This window comes from Bacillus sp. z14 (2026) (assembly GCF_058313575.1).
In genome coordinates this window covers 159,314-184,621 of sequence record NZ_JBZFQK010000005.1, presented here as the reverse complement: position 1 = coordinate 184,621, position 25,308 = coordinate 159,314, and the positions used below count along the sequence as shown (strand labels likewise).

Annotated in this window: 20 protein-coding genes and 1 other annotated feature; of the genes, 11 read left to right on the top strand and 9 right to left on the bottom strand. The window is 37.5% G+C overall.

Translation table 11 applies throughout. The annotated features are described in order from the left end of the window. Positions 1-68: 68 nt before the first annotated feature. Positions 69-1,370, top strand: coding sequence for a UDP-N-acetylmuramate--L-alanine ligase (murC, locus tag AC4G3O_RS16025; protein WP_066109068.1), 1,302 nt, complete (start codon positions 69-71; stop codon positions 1,368-1,370). Between the two features lie 56 nt (positions 1,371-1,426). Here the strand turns inward: murC and AC4G3O_RS16020 are convergent, their stop codons facing one another. After that, a complete protein-coding gene (locus AC4G3O_RS16020; RefSeq protein ID WP_066109065.1) occupies positions 1,427-2,542 on the bottom strand; it encodes an aminopeptidase in 1,116 nt (371 codons plus the stop codon). A 164-nt stretch (positions 2,543-2,706) separates the two neighbouring features. Between AC4G3O_RS16020 and AC4G3O_RS16015 the strand changes: the two genes are divergently transcribed. From AC4G3O_RS16015 to ytxJ, 3 genes are read left to right on the top strand one after another with little or no spacing between them, the layout of a single operon-like run. Next, on the top strand, positions 2,707-3,210 hold the full coding sequence (locus AC4G3O_RS16015) for a DUF948 domain-containing protein (RefSeq protein ID WP_066109062.1): 504 nt from the start codon (positions 2,707-2,709) through the stop codon (positions 3,208-3,210). A 28-nt stretch (positions 3,211-3,238) separates the two neighbouring features. After that, on the top strand, positions 3,239-3,943 hold the full coding sequence (locus AC4G3O_RS16010; RefSeq protein ID WP_066109059.1) for a YtxH domain-containing protein: 705 nt from the start codon (positions 3,239-3,241) through the stop codon (positions 3,941-3,943). Positions 3,944-3,979: 36 nt separating this feature from the next. Beyond that, complete coding sequence (ytxJ, locus tag AC4G3O_RS16005; protein WP_066109056.1) at positions 3,980-4,306, top strand: bacillithiol system redox-active protein YtxJ; 327 nt, start codon at positions 3,980-3,982, stop codon at positions 4,304-4,306. Positions 4,307-4,333: 27 nt separating this feature from the next. Here the strand turns inward: ytxJ and AC4G3O_RS16000 are convergent, their stop codons facing one another. Further along, a complete protein-coding gene (locus AC4G3O_RS16000) occupies positions 4,334-6,505 on the bottom strand; it encodes a cell division protein FtsA (RefSeq protein ID WP_077248183.1) in 2,172 nt (723 codons plus the stop codon). A 203-nt stretch (positions 6,506-6,708) separates the two neighbouring features. On the opposite strand from AC4G3O_RS16000, the gene AC4G3O_RS15995 reads away from it, so the two are divergent. Further along, positions 6,709-7,794 carry a bifunctional 3-deoxy-7-phosphoheptulonate synthase/chorismate mutase gene (locus AC4G3O_RS15995; protein ID WP_066109050.1) on the top strand — a complete coding sequence of 362 codons (1,086 nt, stop codon included), beginning with the start codon at positions 6,709-6,711 and terminating at the stop codon, positions 7,792-7,794. Between the two features lie 301 nt (positions 7,795-8,095). Continuing rightward, positions 8,096-9,094, top strand: a complete 999-nt coding sequence (ccpA, locus tag AC4G3O_RS15990; RefSeq protein ID WP_066109047.1) for a catabolite control protein A — start codon at positions 8,096-8,098, stop codon at positions 9,092-9,094. 184 nt (positions 9,095-9,278) lie between these two features. On the opposite strand, the gene AC4G3O_RS15985 is transcribed toward ccpA, so the two are convergent. From AC4G3O_RS15985 to AC4G3O_RS15975, 3 genes are read right to left on the bottom strand one after another with little or no spacing between them, the layout of a single operon-like run. Continuing rightward, positions 9,279-10,427 carry an acetoin utilization protein AcuC gene (locus AC4G3O_RS15985; protein WP_139892786.1) on the bottom strand — a complete coding sequence of 383 codons (1,149 nt, stop codon included), beginning with the start codon at positions 10,425-10,427 and terminating at the stop codon, positions 9,279-9,281. Continuing rightward, positions 10,424-11,071, bottom strand: coding sequence for an acetoin utilization AcuB family protein (locus tag AC4G3O_RS15980; RefSeq protein WP_491136445.1), 648 nt, complete (start codon positions 11,069-11,071; stop codon positions 10,424-10,426). Before AC4G3O_RS15980 ends, AC4G3O_RS15985 begins: the two co-directional genes overlap by 4 nt. A 28-nt stretch (positions 11,072-11,099) precedes the next feature. Beyond that, positions 11,100-11,732 (bottom strand): GNAT family N-acetyltransferase, encoded by a 633-nt coding sequence (locus AC4G3O_RS15975; protein ID WP_066109036.1) that lies wholly within the window; start codon positions 11,730-11,732, stop codon positions 11,100-11,102. A 276-nt stretch (positions 11,733-12,008) separates the two neighbouring features. Here AC4G3O_RS15975 and acsA point away from each other — a divergent pair, with 276 nt between their 5' ends. From acsA to AC4G3O_RS15960, 3 genes are all read left to right on the top strand, one after another. After that, on the top strand, positions 12,009-13,727 hold the full coding sequence (gene acsA / locus AC4G3O_RS15970; RefSeq protein WP_066109033.1) for an acetate--CoA ligase: 1,719 nt from the start codon (positions 12,009-12,011) through the stop codon (positions 13,725-13,727). Between the two features lie 116 nt (positions 13,728-13,843). Continuing rightward, positions 13,844-14,329, top strand: a complete 486-nt coding sequence (locus tag AC4G3O_RS15965) for a GNAT family N-acetyltransferase (protein ID WP_139892788.1) — start codon at positions 13,844-13,846, stop codon at positions 14,327-14,329. Between the two features lie 235 nt (positions 14,330-14,564). Then, a complete protein-coding gene (locus AC4G3O_RS15960; RefSeq protein WP_491136444.1) occupies positions 14,565-15,011 on the top strand; it encodes an NUDIX hydrolase in 447 nt (148 codons plus the stop codon). Between the two features lie 70 nt (positions 15,012-15,081). Here AC4G3O_RS15960 and AC4G3O_RS15955 read toward each other — a convergent pair whose 3' ends face one another. Beyond that, positions 15,082-17,967 (bottom strand): transglycosylase domain-containing protein, encoded by a 2,886-nt coding sequence (locus AC4G3O_RS15955; RefSeq protein ID WP_491136443.1) that lies wholly within the window; start codon positions 17,965-17,967, stop codon positions 15,082-15,084. Positions 17,968-18,117: 150 nt separating this feature from the next. Beyond that, positions 18,118-18,348, top strand: a binding site (T-box leader). 59 nt (positions 18,349-18,407) lie between these two features. Here AC4G3O_RS15955 and tyrS point away from each other — a divergent pair. Next, positions 18,408-19,670 carry a tyrosine--tRNA ligase gene (gene tyrS / locus AC4G3O_RS15950; protein ID WP_139892790.1) on the top strand — a complete coding sequence of 421 codons (1,263 nt, stop codon included), beginning with the start codon at positions 18,408-18,410 and terminating at the stop codon, positions 19,668-19,670. Positions 19,671-19,796: 126 nt separating this feature from the next. On the opposite strand, the gene AC4G3O_RS15945 is transcribed toward tyrS, so the two are convergent. Further along, positions 19,797-20,891, bottom strand: coding sequence for a CAP domain-containing protein (locus tag AC4G3O_RS15945; protein WP_148631014.1), 1,095 nt, complete (start codon positions 20,889-20,891; stop codon positions 19,797-19,799). A gap of 768 nt (positions 20,892-21,659) precedes the next feature. Then, positions 21,660-22,262, bottom strand: coding sequence for a 30S ribosomal protein S4 (rpsD, locus tag AC4G3O_RS15940; protein ID WP_066109019.1), 603 nt, complete (start codon positions 22,260-22,262; stop codon positions 21,660-21,662). Between the two features lie 418 nt (positions 22,263-22,680). Here rpsD and AC4G3O_RS15935 point away from each other — a divergent pair, with 418 nt between their 5' ends. Then, complete coding sequence (locus tag AC4G3O_RS15935; RefSeq protein WP_491136463.1) at positions 22,681-24,552, top strand: sensor domain-containing diguanylate cyclase; 1,872 nt, start codon at positions 22,681-22,683, stop codon at positions 24,550-24,552. A gap of 42 nt (positions 24,553-24,594) precedes the next feature. Here AC4G3O_RS15935 and AC4G3O_RS15930 read toward each other — a convergent pair whose 3' ends face one another. After that, positions 24,595-25,074, bottom strand: a complete 480-nt coding sequence (locus AC4G3O_RS15930; RefSeq protein ID WP_066109018.1) for a GAF domain-containing protein — start codon at positions 25,072-25,074, stop codon at positions 24,595-24,597. Positions 25,075-25,308 lie beyond the last annotated feature (234 nt).

Below are 25,308 nucleotides of genomic sequence, written 5' to 3'. Positions count from 1 at the left end.
CAATTAGCAAAAAAAAGAGACCGTCATATACTGTTTTACAGCATTGACGTATGTTGGAGGTTCATTCTATGACAGTTTATCACTTCGTAGGTATAAAAGGATCCGGGATGAGCGCGTTAGCCCAAATCCTAAATGATATGGGATATCAGGTACAGGGTTCAGATTATGAAAAAAGATTTTTTACCCAAATCGCACTTGAAAATGCCGGTATAAAAATATTGCCATTTAATAAAGAAAATATTAAACCAGGTATGACAATCATTGCAGGAAATGCTTTTCCTGATAGTCATGATGAGATTGTTCAAGCTTTAGAACTTGGTTTGCCAGTCATTCGCTATCCACGATTTCTTGGAGATTTCCTTAAAAAGTTCGTGAGCATAGCTGTTACAGGCGCGCATGGAAAAACATCGACTACCGGCTTAATGTCTCATGTAATCAGCGGAGCTGAGCCAACGTCATTTTTAATTGGAGATGGAACGGGTAAGGGAGAAGCAGATTCTAAATACTTTGTATTCGAAGCTTGCGAATACCGAAGACACTTTTTATCCTACGATCCGGATTATGCCATTATGACCAATATTGATTTTGACCATCCGGATTATTTTGCAAATCTTGATGATGTGTTCTCTGCCTTTCAAGAGATGGCACTGCAAGTAAATAAAGGAATTATTGCCTGTGGTGATGATGAGCAGCTACAAAAAATCCAGGCGAAAGTACCGGTCATATTTTATGGGTTTAACGAAGAAAATGATTTCCAGGCTAAAAATATTGTCACTTCAGAAGCTGGAACTACATTCGATGTGCATGTAAGAAATAATTATTATGAGACATTTACGATTCCAATGTTTGGGCGCCATACAGTTTTAAATGCGCTAGCTGTTATTGCACTTTGTCAATATGAGGATATTGATGTGGAGATCATTAAGGAACGCCTAATGTCATTTACTGGCGTTAAGAGACGTTTCTCTGAAAAACAACTTGATCATCAAATCTTAATTGATGATTATGCCCATCATCCAACAGAGATAAAGGCAACAATTGATTCAGCTCGACAAAAGTATCCTGATCGGGAGATTGTAGCTGTATTTCAGCCGCATACCTTCTCTAGAACTCAGAAGTTTTTGGATGATTTTGCTGAAAGCTTAAAAGAAGCAGATAAAGTATACTTATGTGAAATTTTCGGATCAGCAAGAGAGTTGAATGGGAAATTAACAGTTAAAGATCTTTGTAATAAGGTGGACGGTGCTCAAATTATTCAGGAGGAAGATCCGTCTATCCTTAAAAATCATCACAATGGTGTATTATTATTTATGGGTGCTGGAGATATTCAAAAAGTGCAAGCAGCCTATGAGAGCTTTATAACGAAATAAATGCACATAAAGACCCTTCGAGAGTAATCAGTAAGTACTCTTGAAGGGTTTTTTATTTATTTTAGATTTTCAGGATTTAATTTCTCTAATTCTGGGAGAACGAATCTGCCGTCTTTTCTAATTAGTCGATCATCAAAATATATTTCGCCGCCTCCATAATCTTTACGTTGGATATTAACCAAATCCCAATGAATGCTGGAGTGATTACCATTTGGCGCCTCATCATAGCTTTGACCCGGTGTAAAGTGAAAGCTTCCATCAATTTTTTCATCAAATAGAATATCCTGCATTGGATTGGTTATATATGGATTAACCCCTATCGCAAATTCGCCGATATAACGTGCGCCTTCATCACTATCAAATACCTTATTGATTCTTTCTGTGTCATTCGCTGTTGCCTTAACGATTTTTCCGTTTTCGAATGTTAGACATACATTTTCATATGTAAATCCCTGATATGGAGATGGGGTATTATACGTAATGGTGCCATTTACAGAATCACGTACAGGTGCGGTATACACTTCACCATCTGGGATATTACGCTCCCCTGCACATTTAATGGCAGGAATGCCTTTAATAGAAAAATGTAAATCTGTTCCTGGACCTGTAATGCGTACTTTGTCCGTTTGATTCATTAACTCGACTAGGCTGTCCATCGCCTCAGACATTTTGGCATAATCAAGATTACATACATTAAAATAAAAATCTTCAAATCCTTCTGTACTCATTTTTGCCAGCTGAGCCATTGAATTGGTTGGGTAACGAAGGACCACCCATTTCGTTTTTGGAACTCGGATGTCTCTATGTACTTTATTTTGTACGGTCTGTCCATAGATTTTCATTTTATTAGCAGGGACATCAGAATGTTCTGAAATATTATCGCCTGCACGAAGACCTATGTATGCATCCATTTTACTCATAACCTGTGATTCAAATTCGGCGATTAATCTATAGTGTTCTTCAGTTGCACCTAATAGTAACTGTCTTTCAATGGTTTGATCCTTTGTTGAAACGAATGGATATCCACCTGCCTCATATGCTTCACTTACCAATGCTTTAACCAATTCTGGTTGTATACCGAAATTTTCTATAAGTACTTTTTCACCTTTTTGTAATTTTACAGAATAGTTAATTAGATTATGAGCTAATTGCTGAATTCTTGGATCCCTCATAAAAAAAATCTCCTTTCATCTCTAAACTTTAATTTAATTGTATCTTACTTTAGTAATAATATTAAGGTGGAAGGAACATTGTGGATCAGAATAAATTCCTATATAGTTTAAATAAGGAGATAAAGGGTAAAAACTAATTATAATTTAGAGATGGAGTGAAGACGATGGAAATTATCTTATATTTAAGCGTGGCATTGATTGCCATAGCGTTCCTGGTTCTTGTTATTTATCTTTCAAGAACATTAAAATCCCTTCAAACAACAATGGAGAGTGTATCTAGCACATTAACAGGCCTAGAAACTCAGATGCAAGGCATAACAACCGAGACAACACTGCTGCTACATAAGACGAATGCTTTGGCTGAAGATATTCAGCATAAATCTGAGAATCTAAATACGGTTGTTGATGCAGTTAAAGGTGTGGGAGGATCGATTCAACGTGTGAATCAAACCATTGACCAGATTACAAACCGAGTTCAATTAGCAGCGAGTCAAAATGACGAAAAAATTACCCAAGTAGTTCAATGGGGAAATGCATGCATTGAGCTTGTGAATAAGTGGAAAAAGCATAAAGCTGAACAGAGTACAGCAATCTATACCGAATCTGAAGCAGGCAGAGATGTTACTTTACCTTCACAAGAAACCAGATATCAACGTTCTCAATCTTAATCAACCATAAAAAAGGAGATGTTTAAGAATGAATAATAAAAATGATAATTTTAATCAAGATAATGGTATGTCAACAAAAGATTTTGTAGTAGGAGCAATAGTAGGCGGGCTTGTTGGAGCAGCTACTGCACTGTTTTTAGCACCTAAGTCCGGTAAAGAACTTCGTCATGATTTATCTGAACAAGGCAGCGTTTTAATGGAAAAAGGAACTCCATTGATTGAAAAGGGTTCTGCTTTAAAACAAACGGCTACAGAAAAGGGATCTGCTTTAAAACAAACAGCCACTGAAAAAGGAATTGCTCTAAAACAAACAGCTCAAGAAAAAGGAACAGAATGGATTTCTGTCGCAAGAGAAAAAGGTGCACCATTAACAGAAGCGGTTAAGAAAAAGTTTGGAAGCACGACAAATGAAGAAAGCAACAGTCAATCATCTGATACAAAGGAAAATCAAACAGATAAGAAGATGGATAGTAATGTTGTAGTTGATTCCCCAGATGACGTTTATGTTGGAGAAGAAAACATAGACAGTAAAAATACTGCTAAAGAAGAAACGTATGCTTCTGAAAAAACTGGTTTCAATTCTACAGCCAGCGGAAATACATCTTCAGGTAAAACACCGTCCAATAGCTCGAATAATACAATAAAAGTTGATTTAGGTTCTAATTCTTCTAATTCAACTGGAAATAAAAATAATTCAGCAACCAATTCGAAAAACACAACGAATAAAAAATAAAAGTGGTTTGGAATAAACACAAATGGGGGGATATGGATGAAAAAGATTACTAACGAAGAGGAATTACAGCAACTTTTAGAGCATGATGTTTTTCTGCTTCTGAAGCATAGCCTTACATGTCCAATTAGTGGTGCAGCTTTTGATGAGTATTCCCAGTTTGTCGCTGAGCATCCTGCTATAGCTACAGCTTATCTAGCTGTACAGGAAGCCAAACCACTATCAGAGCATGTTCGAGATTTAACCGGAATTAAACATGAGTCACCGCAAGCTATATTATTTAAAAATAGTGAGGCTGTGTGGAATACATCTCATGGAAGAATTACAGCACAAAATCTAGAACAGGCACTTAAAGAATATATCTAAATAGAAACCGGTAAGGAATTTAATTCCTTACCGGTTTACTTTGGTCGGATAATTCTGTGAGTTGAACCAAACAATTTCAAGTTGATCACCATCTTGGATTTCATTGTAAAATGTGACTTCCTGTTTATTCCGCATAAGGTGAAAGCCGCCCGGATTATTCTTGGGAAGTTCTATTTCTATGTACCGAAATAGATCCTGGAATATAAAAGCGGATTCTTTATTAAAGTTTATTTTTAGTTGCTCCCCGTTAAAAAGGATATCTGTATCACTTAAGGACTTATCTTCTCGATAGACTGTATAGCTGTTATTTGTCAACGTAAGTGGTTGACCATTAAACGTAACAGATATTTGATTAATCTCTTCAGCCTTATAGACACCTATTAAATCTTTGACTGTGATTGCTTTTCTACGAACTAAGGTGAGGCGATCATGATCGGCTATCCGATGGTTAAAAGATACACCTTTTCCGTTAACATATATGGCACCTGAAAACGAGACGAAGCTTTCCAGCCGGCCATTGATAACTAGATTAAACGGGACAAGTTCGTCCAGTATAGAATTCAAGCCAGCGAACAATAGTGCATCCTGCACAGTCTCTGGCATTTTAAAAGCAATCCGATCACCATCATGAATATCTTCGTGGCCATCAGCAGGAAAACCATTCATAAATAGGGTACAAGGAATTTCATATTTCTCTTCGTTTATATAAATCTCCCTCATAGGCAGTTCATCAAGTAATTCTCTTAATATCACAGATGTTTCAGAACCGTCTTTTCCCTTATCTATCCATAGCTGATCTCCAGGGGTTAATGGGGAATCAAGAGAGCAAGACACATTATTTCTTTTGATTTGCGGAGGCTCTCCGTGTGTACCTGGTATGGTAATATTTCTGCCGTTAATACTAACAATCTTCGCATTTCCAGGTTTACCGTATAGCTTTGTTAAATGAAGTCCTGCTGCAAGCAAGGCATCTCCTATAGTCAGTTGCTTAAGATCAAATAAACGAACTGGGGTCCCATTTACTTCAACAGAAACATAATGAATTGGATTAACATCTGATGAAATGGCTATTCCAATGGGCGTAACGAGTTCGGGCCCTTTAATGTAATCTGACTCAATCACTAAATTTTTGATAGCGTCTATTCCGCGTATAGCAACTCTATTGGCAGGCAGATTTAATTTCTTTGCCAAAATATCTGGTAAGCGCGGTGTTAAGCTACCTCCGCCAATAAGCATAACGGCTTGCGGAGGCTTAGCATTATTCAGTTGCAAAATTTCTCGGCTAATGGAATCTGCTAATTTTTCAATGGCGGGATAGATGGCTGTAATCATTTCTTCTTTTGGGATCTCTGATTCGAAACCAAGAATATCACTGATTTTGACAAACTCCTGTTCATTTATGGATCTCTTGGTATCTTCCGCATTCGGGAAATCAAGTAAATACTGATCACTGATTTCCTCTGTTATCTCATCTCCAGCAACAGGGACCATTCCGTAGGCAATAACGGTTCGTTCATCTGTAATCGCTATATCAGAAGTACCAGCTCCAATGTCAACAAGGCATACGTTGAGCCTTCTCATAGAGGGTGGAATAAGGACATGAATTGCAGCAATTGGTTCAAGAGTAAGTGCTTCTAGCTCAAGATTTACTCTTTTGAGTGCAGCAAACAGTGATTCAACGACCACTCGCGGCAGAAAAGTAGCGATAATTTCTGCTTCTGCTTCATCCCCTTTTTGGTCAAGTAAATTTCCGATTTCCTGGCCATCAAGATAGTAATGGAGAACAGAATAGCCTACACAATAATAATGATAATTACTTTGGATGTCTTCTTTTTCAGCTACCTGAAACTGTGCTTGTTGTACAGCAGCTAATTCCAGATGAATGCGGTCATCGGCAGACAGGAGAGGCTTGCCGGATATGGGAATAGATGATCTCCCAATCTCTGTACGCAAAGCACGTCCTGCAGCTGCTACACATACTTTAGTAAGAGGACCGTGCTTTTTTTCAAGTGTAAGCTTAATATCGAGTATAACGTTGGAAACAGCTACGACATCATGAATCTGGCCATCCAGCATGGCACGCTCAGTATGTTCTCTAATGATGACGTCTGTAACGACATATTGATCGAGGCGTATTTCTAATATGATTCCTACAACTGAGCGAGTGCCAATATCGAGAGCAAAAATTTTTTTGGTCAAGGATTCGTCTCTCCTTTTATGCTTTAACACTTAAAAGCGGTTTATTGATAAAGGTTTAATAGTGACAATACCGAATTAATCCGTTATAATAGTTTCAATTATATACTGAAATGTAAAATATTTTACTAAGTGATTTAGAAATTTTTAAAATATATGTAACCCAGGCTAAAACATGCAATGCAGAACAGAGAGGATGAGTGATATTGAGTAATATGGAACTGGATGTATTAAGAGAACAACTGGATAATTTGAATTTGCAATTATTAAAGCTTATTAACGAACGAGGAAAAGTTGTACAACAAATCGGTGAATTAAAAGGTAAGCAAAGCCAGTATCGTTTTGATCCTGTTAGAGAAAGAGAAATGCTTAATACACTTATCCAAAATAATGATGGTCCATTTGAAAAATCAACCATTGAACATATTTTCAAGGAAATATTTAAAGCAAGCCTTGAACTACAGGAAGATGATCATCGTAAAGCATTGCTTGTTTCCCGTAAAAAGCATCCTGATGATACTATAATTGATTTGAAGGGTGAGAAAGTGGGAAATGGACAACCGTCCTTTGTGTTTGGCCCATGTGCGGTAGAATCCTATGAACAAGTAGCGACTGTAGCAAAAGCTGTTAAGGATAAAGGATATAAATTACTTCGAGGCGGAGCTTATAAACCGAGAACATCCCCTTATGATTTCCAAGGATTGGGTGAAGAAGGATTAAAAATCCTGAAAAGGGTTGCTGATGAATTCGATTTGGCTGTTATAAGCGAAATTGTAAACCCGGCGGATATTGAGACTGCGGTTAAGTATATTGATGTGATCCAGATTGGTGCTCGTAATATGCAGAACTTTGAGTTGTTAAAAGCAGCGGGAGCGGTCAATAAACCCGTTCTGCTAAAAAGAGGGCTGGCAGCGACAATTGAAGAGTTCATTAACGCAGCTGAATATATAATGGCGCAGGGAAATGGAAATATCATATTATGTGAACGCGGAATTCGTACGTATGAAAAAGCTACACGGAATACATTGGATATTTCAGCTGTACCTATACTGAAAAAGGAAACGCATTTACCGGTAATGGTGGATGTTACGCATTCGACTGGCCGAAGAGATCTGCTAATTCCAACTGCTAAAGCTGCATTGGCAATTGGTGCTGATGGGGTTATGGCTGAAGTTCATCCGGATCCGGCAGTTGCTCTTTCCGATTCCGCACAACAGATGGATCTAAACCAATTTGATACGTTTGTAAACGAGATTAATCAATTTACCAAGCAGACAGGTATCAGAATTTAATAAATATGGAGTTGCTATTTGGCAACTCTTTTTCATTTTTCTCCAATAGATTAACGAATCAATAGTCCCTGAATTTTTCAGTGGAATTTTTATAATTTATTATTCAAATGCTATCATTTTAAAGAAGTACTGAGTTAGTCTTAGTGAAAATTGGATTTGTTATGTATACAATAGTAAGAAAATAGATAAAGTGTTTATTTGCACGAATTTAGAGGGTAGAGTATTATTATAATAACATACTAAATGGTACTTAATTGAATACTATTAGGATTAGAATAGAGAAATTTGGGCGGTGTAAAAAATGAATATTACAATTTATGATGTAGCTCGTGAAGCAAATGTTTCCATGGCAACTGTATCACGTGTTGTCAATGGTAATCCAAACGTTAAACCGGCAACACGTAAAAAAGTAAATGAAGTAATTGAAAGACTTGGCTACAGACCGAATGCTGTGGCACGCGGATTAGCAAGTAAGAAAACAACAACAGTCGGAGTTATTATCCCAGATATCTCCAGTATCTTCTATGCTGAATTAGCAAGAGGGATTGAAGATATTGCCACCATGTATAAATATAATATTATTTTAAGTAACTCGGATTCAAATGAAGAAAAAGAAAGCCGACTAATCCAAACGATGCTTGGCAAACAAGTCGATGGACTTGTCTTTATGAGTTCAAATATTACGGATGAACATATTGAAGAATTCAAGAAATCACCGGTTCCTGTTGTATTGGCAGGTACAATTGAAGATTCTGCTCAAATTCCATCTGTGAATATTGATTATGAACAAGCAGTGATGGATGCGATTAAATCTTTTGCTGATCGTGGACATAAGAATATTGCCATGGTATCAGGATCTTTTCAAAATGCAATTATAGAGAAAAAAATGGTGCCGGGATACCGAAAAGCATTGGAGGCAGCTAATATTCCTTATAATGAAGAATATCTAGTAGAAACAGATGCATCCTATGATGACGGAATCGAAGCCTTGAACCAGCTAATGGAATTGGATAATAAACCGACAGCTATTTTTGTATGTTCAGATGAGGCAGCTCTTGGTATCATTCATGCAGCACAAGATAAAGGTATCTCCATACCGGAGGATCTTGAAGTAATCAGTTCGGATAGCACGAGATTATCTTTAATGGTGCGACCTCGCCTAACGTCGGTTGTTCAGCCATTATATGATATTGGTGCTGTTTCCATGCGCTTGCTGACAAAGCTTATGAACAAAGAAGAGGTAGATGAATCCTCTGTAATTCTGCCGTACAGAATTGAAGAGAGAGATTCAACAAAATAAAAAATAAAAAAAGCTGAGCCATTTTGTGAATAGTTCTACAAATGGTTCAGCTTTTTATTTTAGTAAAACAGGTAGTATACATTATATCCAGTCCTCATCTTTTTAGTGTGTAACTTGGTGTCTGTGACCAGTTATATAAGAAATTTAAATAATCAGGTATTTGAAATTCAGCAGATTCATCGGGTTAGGATAGAATCGTGTATAATGCCTTTTCTAGAGTTTTTGCATTTTTTTCAGTAATCTCAGCCTTACGTGGGATGGGCTTGTACATATCAGGTGGATCTTCCCATGTAGTGGGTAATGTAACGGGTGCTAATGCTGACCAATGATTGACCCAATCAACAGGCAACTCACCTGAACAATTCGAATTATTAGTCATTTCTAGCCATATTAGGGACCAGGCACGCGGAACCACTCTCCAGATATCATATCCACCGCCACCAACTGCTATCCACTTACCTTGACAGTACTGGTGTGCAAGCTTATGGGCCAGTTTTGGGATGGATTGATAGATTGCAGTGGTAGCAGAAAGGTGCGTTAATGGATCATAGTAATGAGCGTCAGCGCCGTTTTGAGTTAAAATAACGTCTGGGCGAAAAAATTCTATGACAGATTTAAAGGATTTTTCATAGCACTCGAGCCATGATTCATCCTCCGTAAAGGCATCGAGGGGGATATTAAATGAATAACCATATCCTTTTCCATTTCCACGTTCAGTAATATTGCCAGTTCCAGGGAATAGGTAGCGACCTGTTTCGTGAATGGACAGTGTACAAACAGAAGGATCATCATAAAAAGTCCACTGAACACCATCTCCATGATGGGCATCCGTATCTACGTAGAGAACTCTGGCATTATATTTTTTTTGCATATATTTAATGGCAACAGAGCTGTCATTATAGATACAGAATCCGGAGGCTTTCCCTCTAAAGCCATGATGCAAACCACCGCCCAGGTTTATGGCATGCTGAGCACGCCCTTCCATTACTTCATCAACGGCAGACAATGTTCCTCCCACAAGCCAGGCGCTTGCCTCATGCATTCCAGAGAAAATGGGGGTGTCTTCGGTCCCAATTCCATAATTTAATGCTTTATCCTGGTCAAGCTTTCCTTGTCCGGCTAATCTAATCGCACTGATGTAATCGGGATCATGCACCAGGCTTAATTCCTCATCTGTTGCCATTCGTGGTTTGATGCAGTCATCCTCTTTCAGGGCATTCATTTTATTTAATAAGTCTACTGTTATTTGCAGCCGTTTTTGGTTAAAAGGATGGTTATCATTAAATTTGTAGGAAAGTAAATCGGTTGAATAAACAAATGAGGCTTCCTTCATAGAGTGCTCTCCGGTATATCTGGCCATAATACCTCATATCCGGATGACCGTAGGCCCTGTACGATTTTCATCGGGTTCATTGTTTGAATCCTTAGTACCAAGACTTTAAATGCCGGGTCTTCTTTATATGGATAAATGAAAATGCTATTTACATTGGAATTGTGGCCTTTGATGACTTCGGCTATTTCACTGAGCGTACCTGATTTATTAGTGACCTTCACCTCTATTTGGGATGCAGGCTGATTTGAGCCAGTAAGTTCTACATATGTATGCAGAAGATCTGTTTCAGTAATAATCCCGACTAATTTGTTGTCGCTGATCACAGGCATACAAGATATCTTTTGTTCATAGAATACAAATGCAATCTCTTCAACGAAATCAAGTGGGTGTGCTGTATAAATATCGGTAATCATGATATCGCTTATTGGCTTTAGAAGGTCTTCCTTATATTCATCAAGATGGAAGATAGATGGAGTTGCAGAGCGGATATCGACATCACATAACAGGCCGATTAACCGTTGTTCATCATCTACTATTGGTATATGCCTGATTTTTTTTTGTTTTACTAAATCAATTGCCTGCTGGAGTGTAGCATTTTTTTGAAGCGTAATAACATCCTTGATCATGATATCCTCAATAATCACAAGTAGCCCTCCTCAAAAATCAGTTCGTTCAATACATATATCGATTCATGAATCGTAATTGATCGAATTTTTGAATACTCTCTTTTTTAACGTTTTTCCCAATTCTGGCCATTAAACAATTGGCTGGATGGGAGCAAATTTCAGGGTCATCAGTGGCATACCATTCCAAGCCACCGGCACTCATCATTTTCTCCATCATTTTTCGATATTCCCATACATTTAATCCGCTGCCTTTTAAATCCCAATGCCAATAATATTCTGTGGTAATAATAATGTAATTTTCCATCCACTCATCCATCATAGCCACGCGGATCAAGTTTTTCCCGACCGCACATCCGCGATATTCACGGATTACTTCAATAGCACCCAATTCCAGTAAGTCATCCATTTTCCCTTCAGACCATCTTTCAAGAGGATCTGGGTATAAATAAGTGACATATCCGACAATGACATCGCCGGCCCTCGCAATAATAATTCGGCCTTCAGGAAGGCTGCTGATTTGAATTAAAGCCTTATGCTGCTTCTCAGGAACCCTAAAGGCAACGAGACCCTCATGAAATTCAAGATTTTCTAATTGATCTCGAGATACCGGGCCCTCGATAACTAACGGCCCACATGGGGTTTGCAATTCCTTCAAATTATACGTTTTTTTATGCTCCATCCATACACCACCCAGGTCACATTTTAAAGCTATTATACAGCACTTTAAATCCATAAATGCTTCATGATATGAACTTTTTAAGTCATATGTAGTGGAAATTAAGAAGCTTACTAGCATAATTATCTTAAACACTTAATGGGGATGTTATCTTAAAAACACTACAATTATAAAAATTGTAACATATTAGTGTAACTTATTAAATATTTTAAAAATTGAGATAAAATGGATTTTGTACTATACTATCAATATATTATCTTTGATCAGGGGGGAATAATTATGAAACTGGAAGCGCTTTCTGTTGTGCAAGGGGATTATAATTTAGCAAACTATGAGGAAATCTACAGATCATTTGACTGGAAGGATGTAGAGCAGGAATTCTCTTGGAATGAAACGGGTAAAGTGAATGCGGCATACGAATGTATTGACAGGCATACTGAAAATTTCAGGCGCAATAAGGTAGCATTATATTATAAGGACCCTAATCGCTATGAGAAGTATACATATAGTGATATGAAAGATTTATCGAATAAAGCAGGAAATGTTCTGAAGGAATATGGGAATGTAACAAAAGGTGACAGGGTATTTATTTTTATGCCGAGATCACCGGAATTGTATTTCACAGTGCTGGGTGCGATAAAATTGGGAGCTATTGTCGGCCCGTTATTTGAGGCATTTATGGAAGGGGCGGTTAAGGATCGATTGGAAGATAGTGAAGCCAGTGTAATCGTCACTACCCCTGAATTATTGTCTAGAATTCCTGCAGATGACCTGCCAGCATTGAAACATATTTTTGTAGTAGGAGATAATGTAGAGGAAACTGGTAAATATATAGATTTTAACAGCAAATATGAAAATGCATCTAAAAAATTAGATATAGAATGGGTAGATCGGGAAGACGGTCTGATTCTACATTATACTTCCGGTTCAACCGGTAAGCCAAAGGGTGTTCTGCATGCGCATAATTCAATGATTCAGCATCTGAAAACCGGACAATGGGTACTCGACCTAAAAGAAGAGGATGTATATTGGTGTACAGCGGATCCAGGCTGGGTCACAGGAACGTCTTATGGGATATTTGCTCCGTGGCTAAATGGAGCCTCTTCTGTGGTCACAGGTGGACGATTTAGCCCGGAAGCTTGGTATCAAACCATTGAAGATTTCCATGTAACCGTGTGGTACAGTGCCCCTACTGCATTCCGTATGCTGATGGGTGCAGGGGATGAGGTAGTAAAACAATTTGATTTATCCAGCCTTCGCCACTTACTAAGTGTAGGTGAACCTTTAAATCCTGAAGTTATTAAATGGGGACAAAAAGTATTCTCCAAACGTATCCATGATACATGGTGGATGACAGAGACCGGTGCACAACTAATCTGTAACTATCCAAGTATGGAGATTAAACCGGGTTCTATGGGTAAGCCAATTCCTGGAGTCGAGGCTGCCATCGTAGATGACCAAGGGAATGAAGTACCGCCTTATCGTATGGGCAATTTAGCAATTAAAAAAGGATGGCCATCCATGATGAGGCAAATCTGGAATAATCCACAAAAGTATGAATCCTATTTTATGCCATCAGGATGGTATGTTTCAGGCGATTCAGCTTATATGGATGAAGATGGGTACTTCTGGTTCCAGGGCAGAATTGATGATGTTATTATGACATCCGGAGAACGGGTAGGACCTTTTGAGGTTGAAAGCAAGCTGGTAGAACATCCGGCGGTTGCTGAAGCGGGTGTAATAGGCAAACCGGATCCTGTACGGGGTGAAATCATTAAAGCATTTATTGCCCTCAGGTCTGGATACGAGCCTTCGGATGAGCTGAAAGAGGATATCAGGCTATTTGTTAAACAAGGGCTTGCTGCACATGCTTCACCAAGAGAGATTGAGTTCAAGGATAAACTGCCGAAAACACGCAGTGGTAAAATTATGCGCAGGGTATTAAAAGCTTGGGAGCTTGAATTGCCAACAGGCGACTTATCAACGATGGAAGATTAAAACAGGGGTGTTTATAAGGTGATTTAACCCTTATAAACACCCCTTTTTTTGGTTTTTACAAAGGATATGAGCAAATGGAATACATATCATTCCATTTAGCAGGAAGAGTGGGGGAAATGAAGAATATTAACCTAATGAAGTTTCAAGAAACCGATTTTAAGGATTATTATAGTTTGGTAAGTAATGAGAAGGTTATGGCCCAAATAACAGAACGGGCTCTGCCTTTAGAGGAGGCAAGGTTGAACTATCAAAAGATATTGCAACGTAATAAGAAACATGAAAACTTTGGGACTTTTAAAATTTTTGATGCTTCCGTTCAGAGATTCATTGGACTCGGATCTTTAATTTTAAATGAAAAACTTACTGACGAAGCTGAAATTGGCTATATGATTCTACCTGAACATTGGGGGCAACGGTATGGGACAGATATTGCCGAAGTATTAATTGGAAAAGTGAGGAAATCGGAATTGAAGAAATTAGTGGCGATAATAGACCCTAATAATATTCCTTCGAGAAAAATATTAGCTAATCTTGGATTCAAATCTGAAAAGGTCTGTGCGATAGATGGGTTACCAGGGGAAATTATGAGTAAACTTTTATAAAAAATCATTTACCAATTACATAAGTTTTTTAATTTTAATAGGATAGTAAAAATAGATAAATTGATAATTGATTAGCCAGAAAAGAAATGGAGTGATGCCGATGAAACTATTGAACAAATTACCTAAAAGCAATTGCATATAAATTGTTGAGTTATCTTTATTAAATGATGAAGAAAAGTAACATCATTTTGCTATATAGAAATTAAAGATTGTAGTTTAAAAGGGGCTTGATAAAGTGAAAGAATGGTTTGGTTCTTCAGGTCTATGTATCAATGACAATGGTCAATTTTTAATGGTTCTGCAGGGGAAACCTGAAGAGAAAAAATTATGGTCTATTCCATCGGGCGGTAAAGAAGTAGATGAAAGTTTTGAACAGTGCTGTATTAGAGAGATGGAAGAAGAAACGGGATATTTAACAGAAATTGTTGAAGAAGTTAAGGTAAAAAGGGTAATATATGAAACACACAATATTACTGCTGAAGTTCGCTACTATATAGTGAGGATTATGGGTGGTGAAAGAAATATTCGGGATCCGGACGGTCTTATTTATGATATTGCCTGGAAAGACCTTGAGGAATTAAAAACACTGAAGTTAACATATCCTGAGGACAGAGATTTTCTTATTCAATATATAAAAAGGGATTCAAGTAATCCTATATATATTGGGGATTGCAAAAAATAGTTGTTTGATAGATATAGAGAAAGGCTGTTCCGATAGTCGAGTGTGATACCGACCTGGAACAGCCTCTTTTTTATTCCTCTGTATTTTCATCATGCTCTTGTTCTTCGGCATGAACTGGTTTTTCATCTTCTTTTGGATCTTTCTTCTCTTCTTTTTTATCTTCTATGTCTTCTTTTTTATCTTCTGCCTTCTCTTTTTTTACTTCTTTAGGCTTAGGTTCCGGCTTAGGAGCTGGTTTATATTCGATAATAGAGGATGGAGCAGATTCATTACCAGCTATATCCACTGCAGTAATGTAGTACTTTCCATTTCCATCTGTTTTAAAGCTGAGTGTATTGTCAGCTTTGATACTGGCTACTTTAGCACCATTTCTATAAACACGATATCCAACTATGTCAGAGTCACCAGAAGATTTCCAGTTGATGACTTTCTCCTTTGAAGTAACTGCCGGTGCTCCAGGTACTTTCCCGTTATCATTCATTTTCGAAGCTCCGATAGCTGCCCCTTCAAATTCAGAGCCTTTTGGCGTAATAGATGATTTATCAATAAGGTATTTTGCTCCTGTAATGTTAGAAAAGTCGGCATTAATCACAAGACCGGTTTCTGTGAATTCCTCTGGAGTAGACCCCAGTGCCACATATTTCTTACCATTTATGAACACATATCTTTCGCTTGATGTTGCCAAATTGCCGTTCTCAGATGAAGGAAGATATTTGGCATTGAAATAATCGGATTTTGCGAGTCCTGCATCTATACATGATTTGGATGCCAGGGAACCGGTCAATGTGCAATAGGATCTGGATACAATACCACCTGGCATTTGGTGTCGCTTCGAAGTCCCGACTAAGTTTGGTGCAACATCATAAGCTGAATTAATTAATTGTGCCCATAATGTTTGATTTCGCTGTGAATAACTCATTCCATATGTATCCACAGATGCATTTGAATCATATCCCATCCAAACTCCAAATGTGACATTTGGATTGGTCGCGACCATCCAGGCATCATGAAAGTTCTGGCTAGTGCCGGTTTTGCCGGCCCAGTCGGCTGAAAACTTCAATTTACTGTTTAAACCTGCTGCTGTTCCAGAGGTGATGACATCCCTCATCATATCAATTGTTAAATAAGCTGTTTGTGGACTGAATACTTCCGTCTTCGCTTTTTTATGTTGGTAAATGGTCTTTCCATTAGAATCTACTATTTTTTCGATCATATAGCTATCTACGAATTGTCCACCATTTGCAAATGTTGCATAGGCATTCGTATTCTCTTCTACGGTTACGCCTCTGGCTAATGCACCCAAAGACGTGGAAAGGTTTGTATAATCTTGCTTTTCTAAAGAGGTGAAGCCCATTTTTTCAAGATATTTTACTGGGTTGCGATTTATAATTTCCGCATATTGAACCGCTGCCGGTATATTATAGGATCTCTTTAATGCTTCACGTGCAGAGGTTATACCGGTAATTCCGCCGCCAGCATAGTTTCCTGGACTCCAACCGCGAATGTTCACAGGTGCATTGATCAAAGTTTTGCCTGGATAGGAAACTCCGTACTCCATTGCTGGTGCATATACAAGTAGTGGCTTCATTGTTGAACCATTTGAACGTACAGCTGATGTAGCATGATTAAGCTGCTCACGTTTAAAATCACGGCCTCCAACGAAGCTGAGTATTTTTCCGGTAGAGTTTTCAATTAGCATGGCGCCAACTTCAATTGGTTCATTCTCTATATAGGTTTCTCCTGTATCCGGATTCTTTTTCTCCACCTGTCGGGTACCCTGATAATAAGGGTAATTTTTAGTGACTTTTTGCATATTGTCATACATTTTTTTGTTGATGGTTGTATGAATTTGATAGCCATTTTGTCGGATGGCCTGATCAGCCAGAGTATAGTATTGCTTATATAGGTCGTCGTCTTTTTCTAAATCCTTGCTTGAAAGCCCATCGTTCTTTGCCAATATTGGCATCATGATTTCAATTGCTCTTTTTTCTACTTCATATGTTAAGTATGGATACTTTTCAGTAGGATATGTTTGTTTCTTTGCAAGGTCTTTCTTAATATCATATTTTAATGCTTTATCATATTCTTCCTTTGTAATGGCATCGTTGGTATACATTCTTTTAAGAACTGTTTTCATACGATTGATACCTGGGGAAAGGTCCTCCTTCACTTCACCGGATTGTGTAAATGGTGTATAAAGGTATGGATTCTTTGGTAATCCCGCAATAAAGGCAGCCTGTGGCAGAGTTAAATCTTTGGCATCTACCCCGAAAATGCCATCCGCTGCAGCCTGGACACCGGCAATATTACGGCCGGAGGAATTTCTGCCAAACGGTGAGACATTCAGATAAGCTTCTAAAATCTCATCTTTTTTCATGAATTTTTCAAGGCGTAATGCCAGCAGGATTTCCTTCGCCTTACGATCAAAGGAAACCTCATTCGTTAAGATTTGTTGTTTTATTAATTGTTGTGTCAGTGTGCTTCCTCCTGATTGGACAGAAGAATTTGTCACTTCCTGAAGTAAAGCTCGAATGATGGCTTTTGGTACAACACCCTTATGCTCATAAAAATAGGAATCTTCTGTGGAAATTAATGCTGTCTTAACGTAATCCGAAACATTTTCCAGTTTCACTGCTTTACGTTCAAGATCAGAACGCATTTTCCCCATATATACATTGCTTGCAAAATAAATCTCAGATGTTTCTTCATAACTGGACACACTTGATTTAAGCTGTTCCTTGCTCCTGATTGGTTCGTCTTTTACCATAGATGCAAAGTAACCAGCTCCAACTCCGCCAGCAAATGCCATCCCGATGACAGATACAATTAAGAAGATTAATAGATTATTCCAGATAACCTGATAGGAAATACGTGCTCTTCGCTGTACAACGGGTTTGTTTACAAAGTCCCACAATGGCGCAAGCCTTTCTTTAAGTTTTATAAAAATATCTTTCATTCATTCACTCCCCCAACAAATCACATACATTATAGCATAAGCAAGTGTTTCAGGTAGGTATAGTTTCTCTATATTAGCGAAACAATACAATTATTGGGTTTGACAAACAGTTTGTTATTATGGTAAAAAAAGCATAACCAATATTATATATTTGATGCGATAACAGGATTTCAGTAGTTAGTTCGCCAATGTTTAAGAGAGCCGGTGGGTGGTGTAAACCGGTACAAGCGGAATGACGAATTACCTCCTCGAGCAGCATTCGGGAATGCTTTATGTAAAGCTGTGTAGCGAATGCCGGAACCTTTCCGTTAAAAGGATAAGCGGCGAGACAGTTATATGTTTCGCAAGTTGGGTGGTACCGCGATAGTAATCGTCCCTTCATTTAGATGAAGGGGCGTTTTTTATTTTAATCTAATCTAAACAGTAAGAGGTGGAGAAGGATGAATATTTTAGATGATTTACGTTTTAGAGGTCTCGTGAATCAATTTACAGATGAAGAGGGATTGGAAAAATTATTACAGGAAGAAAGCGTGAAACTATATGCTGGCTTCGATCCGACTGCCGATAGCTTGCATATTGGTCACTTGTTACCTATTTTAATCCTGAAACGATTCCAGTTAGCAGGACATCAGCCAATCCCATTAGTCGGCGGAGCGACAGGTATGATAGGAGACCCAAGTGGTAAAAAAGCTGAGCGTACGTTAAATACAGAGGATGTTGTTCACCAATGGACTGCACGTATTAAAGATCAGCTTTCCCGTTTCCTCGACTTCGAAACTGGTGAGAATAAAGCAATCATGGCTAATAACTATGACTGGATTGGCAACATGAACTTAATTACGTTCCTTCGGGATATTGGGAAACATTTTGGACTCAACTACATGCTTGCTAAAGATTCTGTACAATCCCGTATTGAGTCTGGTATCTCGTTTACTGAATTCAGTTACATGATCATGCAATCTCTTGATTTCCTGAAGTTATACGAAACTCAAGGCTGCCGTTTACAAATCGGCGGAAGTGATCAATGGGGAAATATTACCGCAGGTCTGGAATTAATTCGTAAAACGAAGGAAGATGCAAAAGCCTTTGGTTTAACGGTTCCATTAGTTACAAAATCAGATGGAACTAAGTTTGGTAAAACAGAAGGCGGAGCGGTATGGTTAGATCGTGAAAAAACGTCTCCATATGAGTTCTACCAGTTCTGGATTAATACAGATGACCGTGATGTTATTAAATACATTAAATACTTTACATTCTTAAGCAAAGAAGAAATCGAAGCGCTTGAGAAAGAGGTTGCTGAAGCTCCGGAAAAACGGGCAGCTCAGAAGGCGCTTGCTGAGGAAGTAACGAAACTTGTTCATGGTAAAGAAGCTTTACAACAAGCAATCAATATTTCTAAAGCTTTATTCAGCGGTGATATTAAGCAATTATCTGTAGAAGAAATTCGCCAGGGCTTCAAGGATGTACCAAGCTTTGAAGTGGGCAGCAATGAGGAACTGCTCTTGGTAGATTTACTAGTAAATGCAAAAATTTCTCCTTCTAAACGTCAGGCGCGTGAGGATATCACAAATGGTGCGATCTACATCAACGGTGAAAGGGTCACAGACCTCGCTCATACGATGACAGAGGATGATAAGCTAGAAGGACAATTCACGGTAATTCGCCGCGGTAAAAAGAAATACACGCTTATTAAGTACGCATGATAGAAAGAAGAAAGGGCTGTCTCGGTTAGGCAGCCCTTTTAATGTATAGTAAGATATTTTTCTTATTGTGCTTTATTATAAATGGTTGAAAGAAATAAAATTGAAATGAATATTAAGTATTTTTACTTACTGTTTTAAAAATAATTGTGTCCAATAATGTTTCCATGAACCACCTTCGGCATACCCAATTCCGATATGGGTATAACGTGCATCGAGAATATTCGCTTTGTGCCCTGGGCTATTCATCCAACTGTTCACTACAGATGCAGGAGTAATTTGTCCAGCTGCAATATTTTCACCAAGCATCGTGAAAGAAATATTGAATTTTTTTACCATTTCTCCCGGAGACCCGTATGTGGGGCTTGTATGATTGAAATAATTGTTATCACGCATATCTTTTGATTTAACTTCGGCAACTTTCGAAAGACTATTTAAATTTTTCAAAGGTGCTATATTTACTTTTGCGCGTTCTTGGTTAACCAATCGAAGAACCTCGGTTGCATAATTAGATGCTTTAGTTTCTTTAGTACCTACTTTAATAATTTGATTCACTGCTTTTTTTGTTACTTTAGACGATATTTTTTTTGTGCTAATTAGCTTTCCATTTTTAAACGTTTTCTTGTATATGATCGTTTGATTTCCGTTGCTTCCTTTTTGGACGACTTTCGTAGTGCCTTTTGCTAAAGTATTGTCATTTTGTTTAATTGTTTTATATTTTATTGCTGCTTTTGAAGTTGTTGTAACTGTCTTCGAATCTTTCACTTTAGATTTTAAAATCCATCCCGTTTTTCCACCGTACTTTGCTTTGGCATATTTATCGGAAGTAGTTGAATAAACAATTATTGTTGCCTCTTTGTTAATCGTTTTCAGCGTGCCGGAGTTATTTTTTGCTAGCTTTTTCAGGGTTGTTTTTTCAGTAGTGTACATTGTTTTATTTGTTACGGGAGCCTTGGATGTTAAATAATTTATTGATACCCATCCATTTTTTTTGTTAACTTTGACATATCCCCAGTTACCGCTCTTTTTAGTTACAATCAATTTTGTATTTTTCTTTACGGCCGTAATAATTTTTGACGATGATGATGCTTTCTCCCTCACATTTAAATTGTCTGCAGTTACGTACATCGTTTTGGAAGCAGCCTCAACCTGATTACTATTCGTTAAAAATAGTACAGTAAAACTTAAGAAAACAGTTAAAATTCCAGCAATATATTTTTTCATCTTAGTTGTTGGTATTCCTCATTAAAATTAAGAAGCCAACAAATTCCCCTCCTCTTTGTTAGTAATAATTTACACAATTAACTATATTATCACAATTTTTGATTAGTTTGTTAATAAAATATTAAATAAACTATTATATTTTTTCTGATTTTTATTTTTTTCATTTTTCATTTTCTCGCCTACTACAATATGTATAGATTGGTATAAGTATCAGTTACTCTAATAGTTGGGATAGTCTTGAAATGAAGGAGGTAACAAACCGTTATTCTACTGTACTGTCTAATAAGTGAATGATAAATTTGATCCACAATATAGTTCTTTTATAATACATCTGAAGAGGTGACTAATTTCTATTTGTAGATAAAGTTAGAGGGGATTTAATTTCCGATTTTTAGTGAGTTTGATGCTGGCTTTTACTTTATGTGATTAAAAAGTATTCCAAAAGAAATTGATTTAATAGATATGTCCACAGCTATGTTAAGTACACCAAAACAGATCTTGTTAGGATGAAAAACCTAAGATCCGTTTTAGGTTTGGAGTCCCGTTTAATGGTGTTTACAGATGATGTCATGGTAAATTTTTAAGGTATTGCCTGGTCTTCGTTTTTCCAAAAACAAAGAGAGAATTAAGTGTCATTTGCTTCATAATTCCTATAAATAATATTTCGAATCTGATTATAAGTTTAGTAATTATATTTTCTACACAAATAAAAACCCTGGAAACAAGGTTTCCAGGGTTTTTGAATACGCTATTTACAAAGCGTATTAATTAACGAGAGTAGAACTCAACGATAAGAGCTTCGTTAATTTCAGCTGGTAATTCAGAACGCTCAGGTAAGCGAGTGAATGTACCTTCTAACTTGTCAGCATCGAAAGTTAGGTAGTCAGGTACGAAGTTGTTTACTTCCATAGCTTCCTTGATGATATCAAGGTTACGGGATTTTTCACGTACTCCGATTACTTGACCAGGAGCTAAACGGTAAGATGGGATGTCAACGCGACGTCCATCAACCAAGATGTGTCCGTGGTTTACAAGCTGACGAGCTTGACGACGAGTACGAGCTAAACCTAAACGGTAAACAATGTTATCAAGGCGAGAATCAAGAAGAATCATGAAGTTTTCACCTTGTTTACCAGGCATTTTAGCAGCACGATCGAACATTGTGCGGAATTGACGTTCGTTCACACCGTACATGTGACGAAGTTTTTGTTTTTCTTGCAATTGCAAACCGTATTCGGAAAGCTTTTTGCGTTGGTTAGGACCGTGTTGTCCTGGTGCGTAAGGACGCTTTTCTAATTCTTTACCTGTACCGCTTAGGGAAATTCCTAAACGACGGGATAGTTTCCAGCTTGGACCTGTATAACGAGCCATAAGAAGACTCCTCCTTGAATGTTTTTATTTTTGTAAAATAAAAACTGATGTTTACAAACATTACTGCCATTTCATTTTCATGTACCTTCGCCCTAGCAGCAGCGGGTTACAAGATACACCTCATGGTAGAGGAATGAAATGAACGAATAAAGATGTGAACATAAGCTGCGATATTTTACACAAAGAATATTGTATAATTTATTGTTACATAAGTCAAGGGATTCTCTTAAATGGAATCGTTACAATATGATGCTTCCTTCACAGGTTTAAATAAAAAATGTAATTATATTGAAAGAAAGTAATGATTATTTTAGCATATATTGGTAAAATGCAGGTATAAAGTATTATTTTTTTAAAAATCAATCTAAATTTATAAAAAATACGAAATAAAATATGACAACAGGTGTTGATTAATGTGATGGTAGATAATCAATTAAATCTGAGCTGGGAAACAAATTTAAAAAGTCTATTTGTTGAATGTATGATTAAAGATGATAATGAACTCTTTTTAGATAGATTTACAGATAAAATGGTCGACTTCTTATTGGAATTATTAAGGGTGGATGAGATTGCCTGTTATTATAATGATCCTTGGAAACAAAAGCTCTATCTGGAAAAAGCGGCTTCGAAAACAGAACTCCAAAATCAGTTTGCTAGCACCATTTCACTTGATGCTTTACTAAACTCCTCAATGAAAGATTTATGTACGGAAGCCTGTGTATCATTAACTGATACATTATACCCCTTGGGAATTCCTTTATATCATGAAGGAGAATTACTGGGACTATTTGTAGTTCTTTCTGAAAATAAAGAGTTGAAAAATGATAATAGAATTGATTTATCTGAATTGAGGACAGTGATAGGAGAATTACTGCACAAGGCAATTGCAATTTCAGAACGAAAAAAGGAAGAGAAACGATATAAACTATTGCAACGGATTACGACAGAGTTTCATTCCTCTATGAATATGCATTCCGTTTTGGCGGAGGTAATAGAAACCCTGCGTGAAGTATATCCGTCCTTTGTTTACTATTTGCTAATGTCTCAGGATAGCGATAACACATTAAATCTTCCAATTAAAAGTTTGGAAATGGATGGGGAAAATTTATCTGCCATGCAGGCATATGTTTCCGGTCGTGTTCAATTTGAGGATTCAATGGAAGTGAAAAATTCTGTGTTGTATGCGCCTTTATTAGGCAAGCAGGGTGTTTATGGGGTTTTACAAGTTATTGCACCTGAAGCAGTCATATTTCCTGATACGGAAATCGAATTCATCTCTCTCCTCGCGAATACGGCAGGCGGGGCACTGGAGAATGCCCAATTATATGAACAATCCAAACGCTTAATTGCGGATTTACGTCTGATTAATGAAACATCGCATCGTCTAAATTCTACCTTGAGGCTTAGTGAAACAGTTAGTTATATGAAGCAACAAATAAATAAATCATTCCTCGCAGACGAAGTAGGCTTTTTTATGATTAGGAATGGACAGACAAAACTTGTCCCGGGAAGTTCACCTTTTTTCACTGAAGAGACATCTAAACACTACATCCAATATGTCAAAGGCAGCTTAGAGCAGGATCGGGAGGCTTTATATATTGGGGATATGGATTCGGATAAAGTCGGGCAGGATGGCCCTTATAAATCCCTTATGGCTTTCCCTATGATACATAGTGGAAAGATGGATGGTTTTTGTATTGTTCTTCATCGAGTACCGTATCATTTTACATTTGATATGTTTAAATTAATGCAGTCTCTTATTCATCATTCTTCGATGGCATTTGTGAACTCAATATTAAGAGAAGAGCTTGAAAAGATGGTCATAACTGATTATTTAACAGGTCTATATTCGAGAAATTATCTTGAAGGAAGAATGCTTGAACTGATAAATTCTGAAACTGAGGGAACGTTTATATTAATAGATATAGATAATTTCAAGCTGACAAATGATACATATGGGCACCAAAAGGGAGACGAGGTCCTTATTCAGGTAGCTGATTTAATTAAAAATAGTATTAGAGACACCGATATAGGTACAAGGTGGGGCGGGGAAGAACTGGCTATTTTCCTTCCAAAGGCACCGATAGAGGCTGGTAAAGCAGTTGCGGAAAGACTTGTTGAAAAAGTAAGAAAAGAAACAAATCCTCCGGTTACCATTTCTTGCGGTGTATCGTATTGGGAATCCAATCAGAAAAATAACAATACGATTAAAAACCTTTTCAAGCGGGCAGATGATGCCCTGTATACAGCTAAGCGATCAGGTAAAAATAAGGTGATTGTATCCTGTTAATACAAAAGGGCTAAGCTCATTTTTGGCTTAGCCTTTTGTTTTTTAAATTGATTGGACAAGTATATCAACAAATTGTTTTAATCCATGTTCATCTTCTTTGTCAAAACGATTCTTTGATGGACTGTCTATATCAAGTACACCAATCAGACGGCCATCCTTCAGAATCGGCAAAACGATTTCTGATTGAGTGGCAGCATCACAGGCGATGTGTCCAGGGAATTGATGTACGTCCATTACCCTGATTATTTCTCTTTTTTCTGCCGCTGTTCCGCATACTCCCTTGCCTAAAGGAATTCGAATGCAGGCTGGGAGACCTTGAAATGGTCCAAGTATCAGTTGCTCCTCTTCATATAGGTAGAATCCTACCCAGTTCACGTCGTCCAAAAATTGATTTAAAAGGGCAGAAGCATTGCTCAAATTGGCAATTAAATTTGTTTCACCATCTATTAGGGCTTCCAGCTGTTTGCTAACCATTTGATAGTTTTCTGGTTTCGTTTTTTTATATTTTCCGACTTGAAACATCATCATTCTCCTTTCATTGTTACCCTCAATAGAGAATAACCTCTAACCATAGTCAGTACTGTCTTTTTTGTCGAGAAGTTATAGAAGGATAAGTCTCTAAAAAGAAGAACTACTTCATGTATAAGAGAAAATCCATGTGAACGCACAGCTTATGCTAGAACGGCTTTTATTCCTTTCAAATTAGCACGAAGACTTCACTTCTATTACGGTTCTGTGTAGGTCTTAGTGCAATAT

Coding starts and splice junctions, on each gene's coding strand:
- ytxJ (WP_066109056.1), top strand. CDS start 3,980: ATGAAAAAGATTACTAACGAAGAGGAATTACAGCAACTTTTAGAGCAT.
- ccpA (WP_066109047.1), top strand. CDS start 8,096: ATGAATATTACAATTTATGATGTAGCTCGTGAAGCAAATGTTTCCATG.
- AC4G3O_RS15935 (WP_491136463.1), top strand. CDS start 22,681: ATGGTAGATAATCAATTAAATCTGAGCTGGGAAACAAATTTAAAAAGT.
- acsA (WP_066109033.1), top strand. CDS start 12,009: ATGAAACTGGAAGCGCTTTCTGTTGTGCAAGGGGATTATAATTTAGCA.
- rpsD (WP_066109019.1), bottom strand. CDS start 22,262: ATGGCTCGTTATACAGGTCCAAGCTGGAAACTATCCCGTCGTTTAGGA.
- tyrS (WP_139892790.1), top strand. CDS start 18,408: ATGAATATTTTAGATGATTTACGTTTTAGAGGTCTCGTGAATCAATTT.
- AC4G3O_RS16010 (WP_066109059.1), top strand. CDS start 3,239: ATGAATAATAAAAATGATAATTTTAATCAAGATAATGGTATGTCAACA.
- AC4G3O_RS15930 (WP_066109018.1), bottom strand. CDS start 25,074: ATGTTTCAAGTCGGAAAATATAAAAAAACGAAACCAGAAAACTATCAA.
- AC4G3O_RS15965 (WP_139892788.1), top strand. CDS start 13,844: ATGAAGAATATTAACCTAATGAAGTTTCAAGAAACCGATTTTAAGGAT.
- AC4G3O_RS15975 (WP_066109036.1), bottom strand. CDS start 11,732: ATGGAGCATAAAAAAACGTATAATTTGAAGGAATTGCAAACCCCATGT.
- AC4G3O_RS15945 (WP_148631014.1), bottom strand. CDS start 20,891: ATGAAAAAATATATTGCTGGAATTTTAACTGTTTTCTTAAGTTTTACT.
- murC (WP_066109068.1), top strand. CDS start 69: ATGACAGTTTATCACTTCGTAGGTATAAAAGGATCCGGGATGAGCGCG.
- AC4G3O_RS15985 (WP_139892786.1), bottom strand. CDS start 10,427: ATGAAGGAAGCCTCATTTGTTTATTCAACCGATTTACTTTCCTACAAA.
- AC4G3O_RS16020 (WP_066109065.1), bottom strand. CDS start 2,542: ATGAGGGATCCAAGAATTCAGCAATTAGCTCATAATCTAATTAACTAT.
- AC4G3O_RS15955 (WP_491136443.1), bottom strand. CDS start 17,967: ATGAAAGATATTTTTATAAAACTTAAAGAAAGGCTTGCGCCATTGTGG.
- AC4G3O_RS16015 (WP_066109062.1), top strand. CDS start 2,707: ATGGAAATTATCTTATATTTAAGCGTGGCATTGATTGCCATAGCGTTC.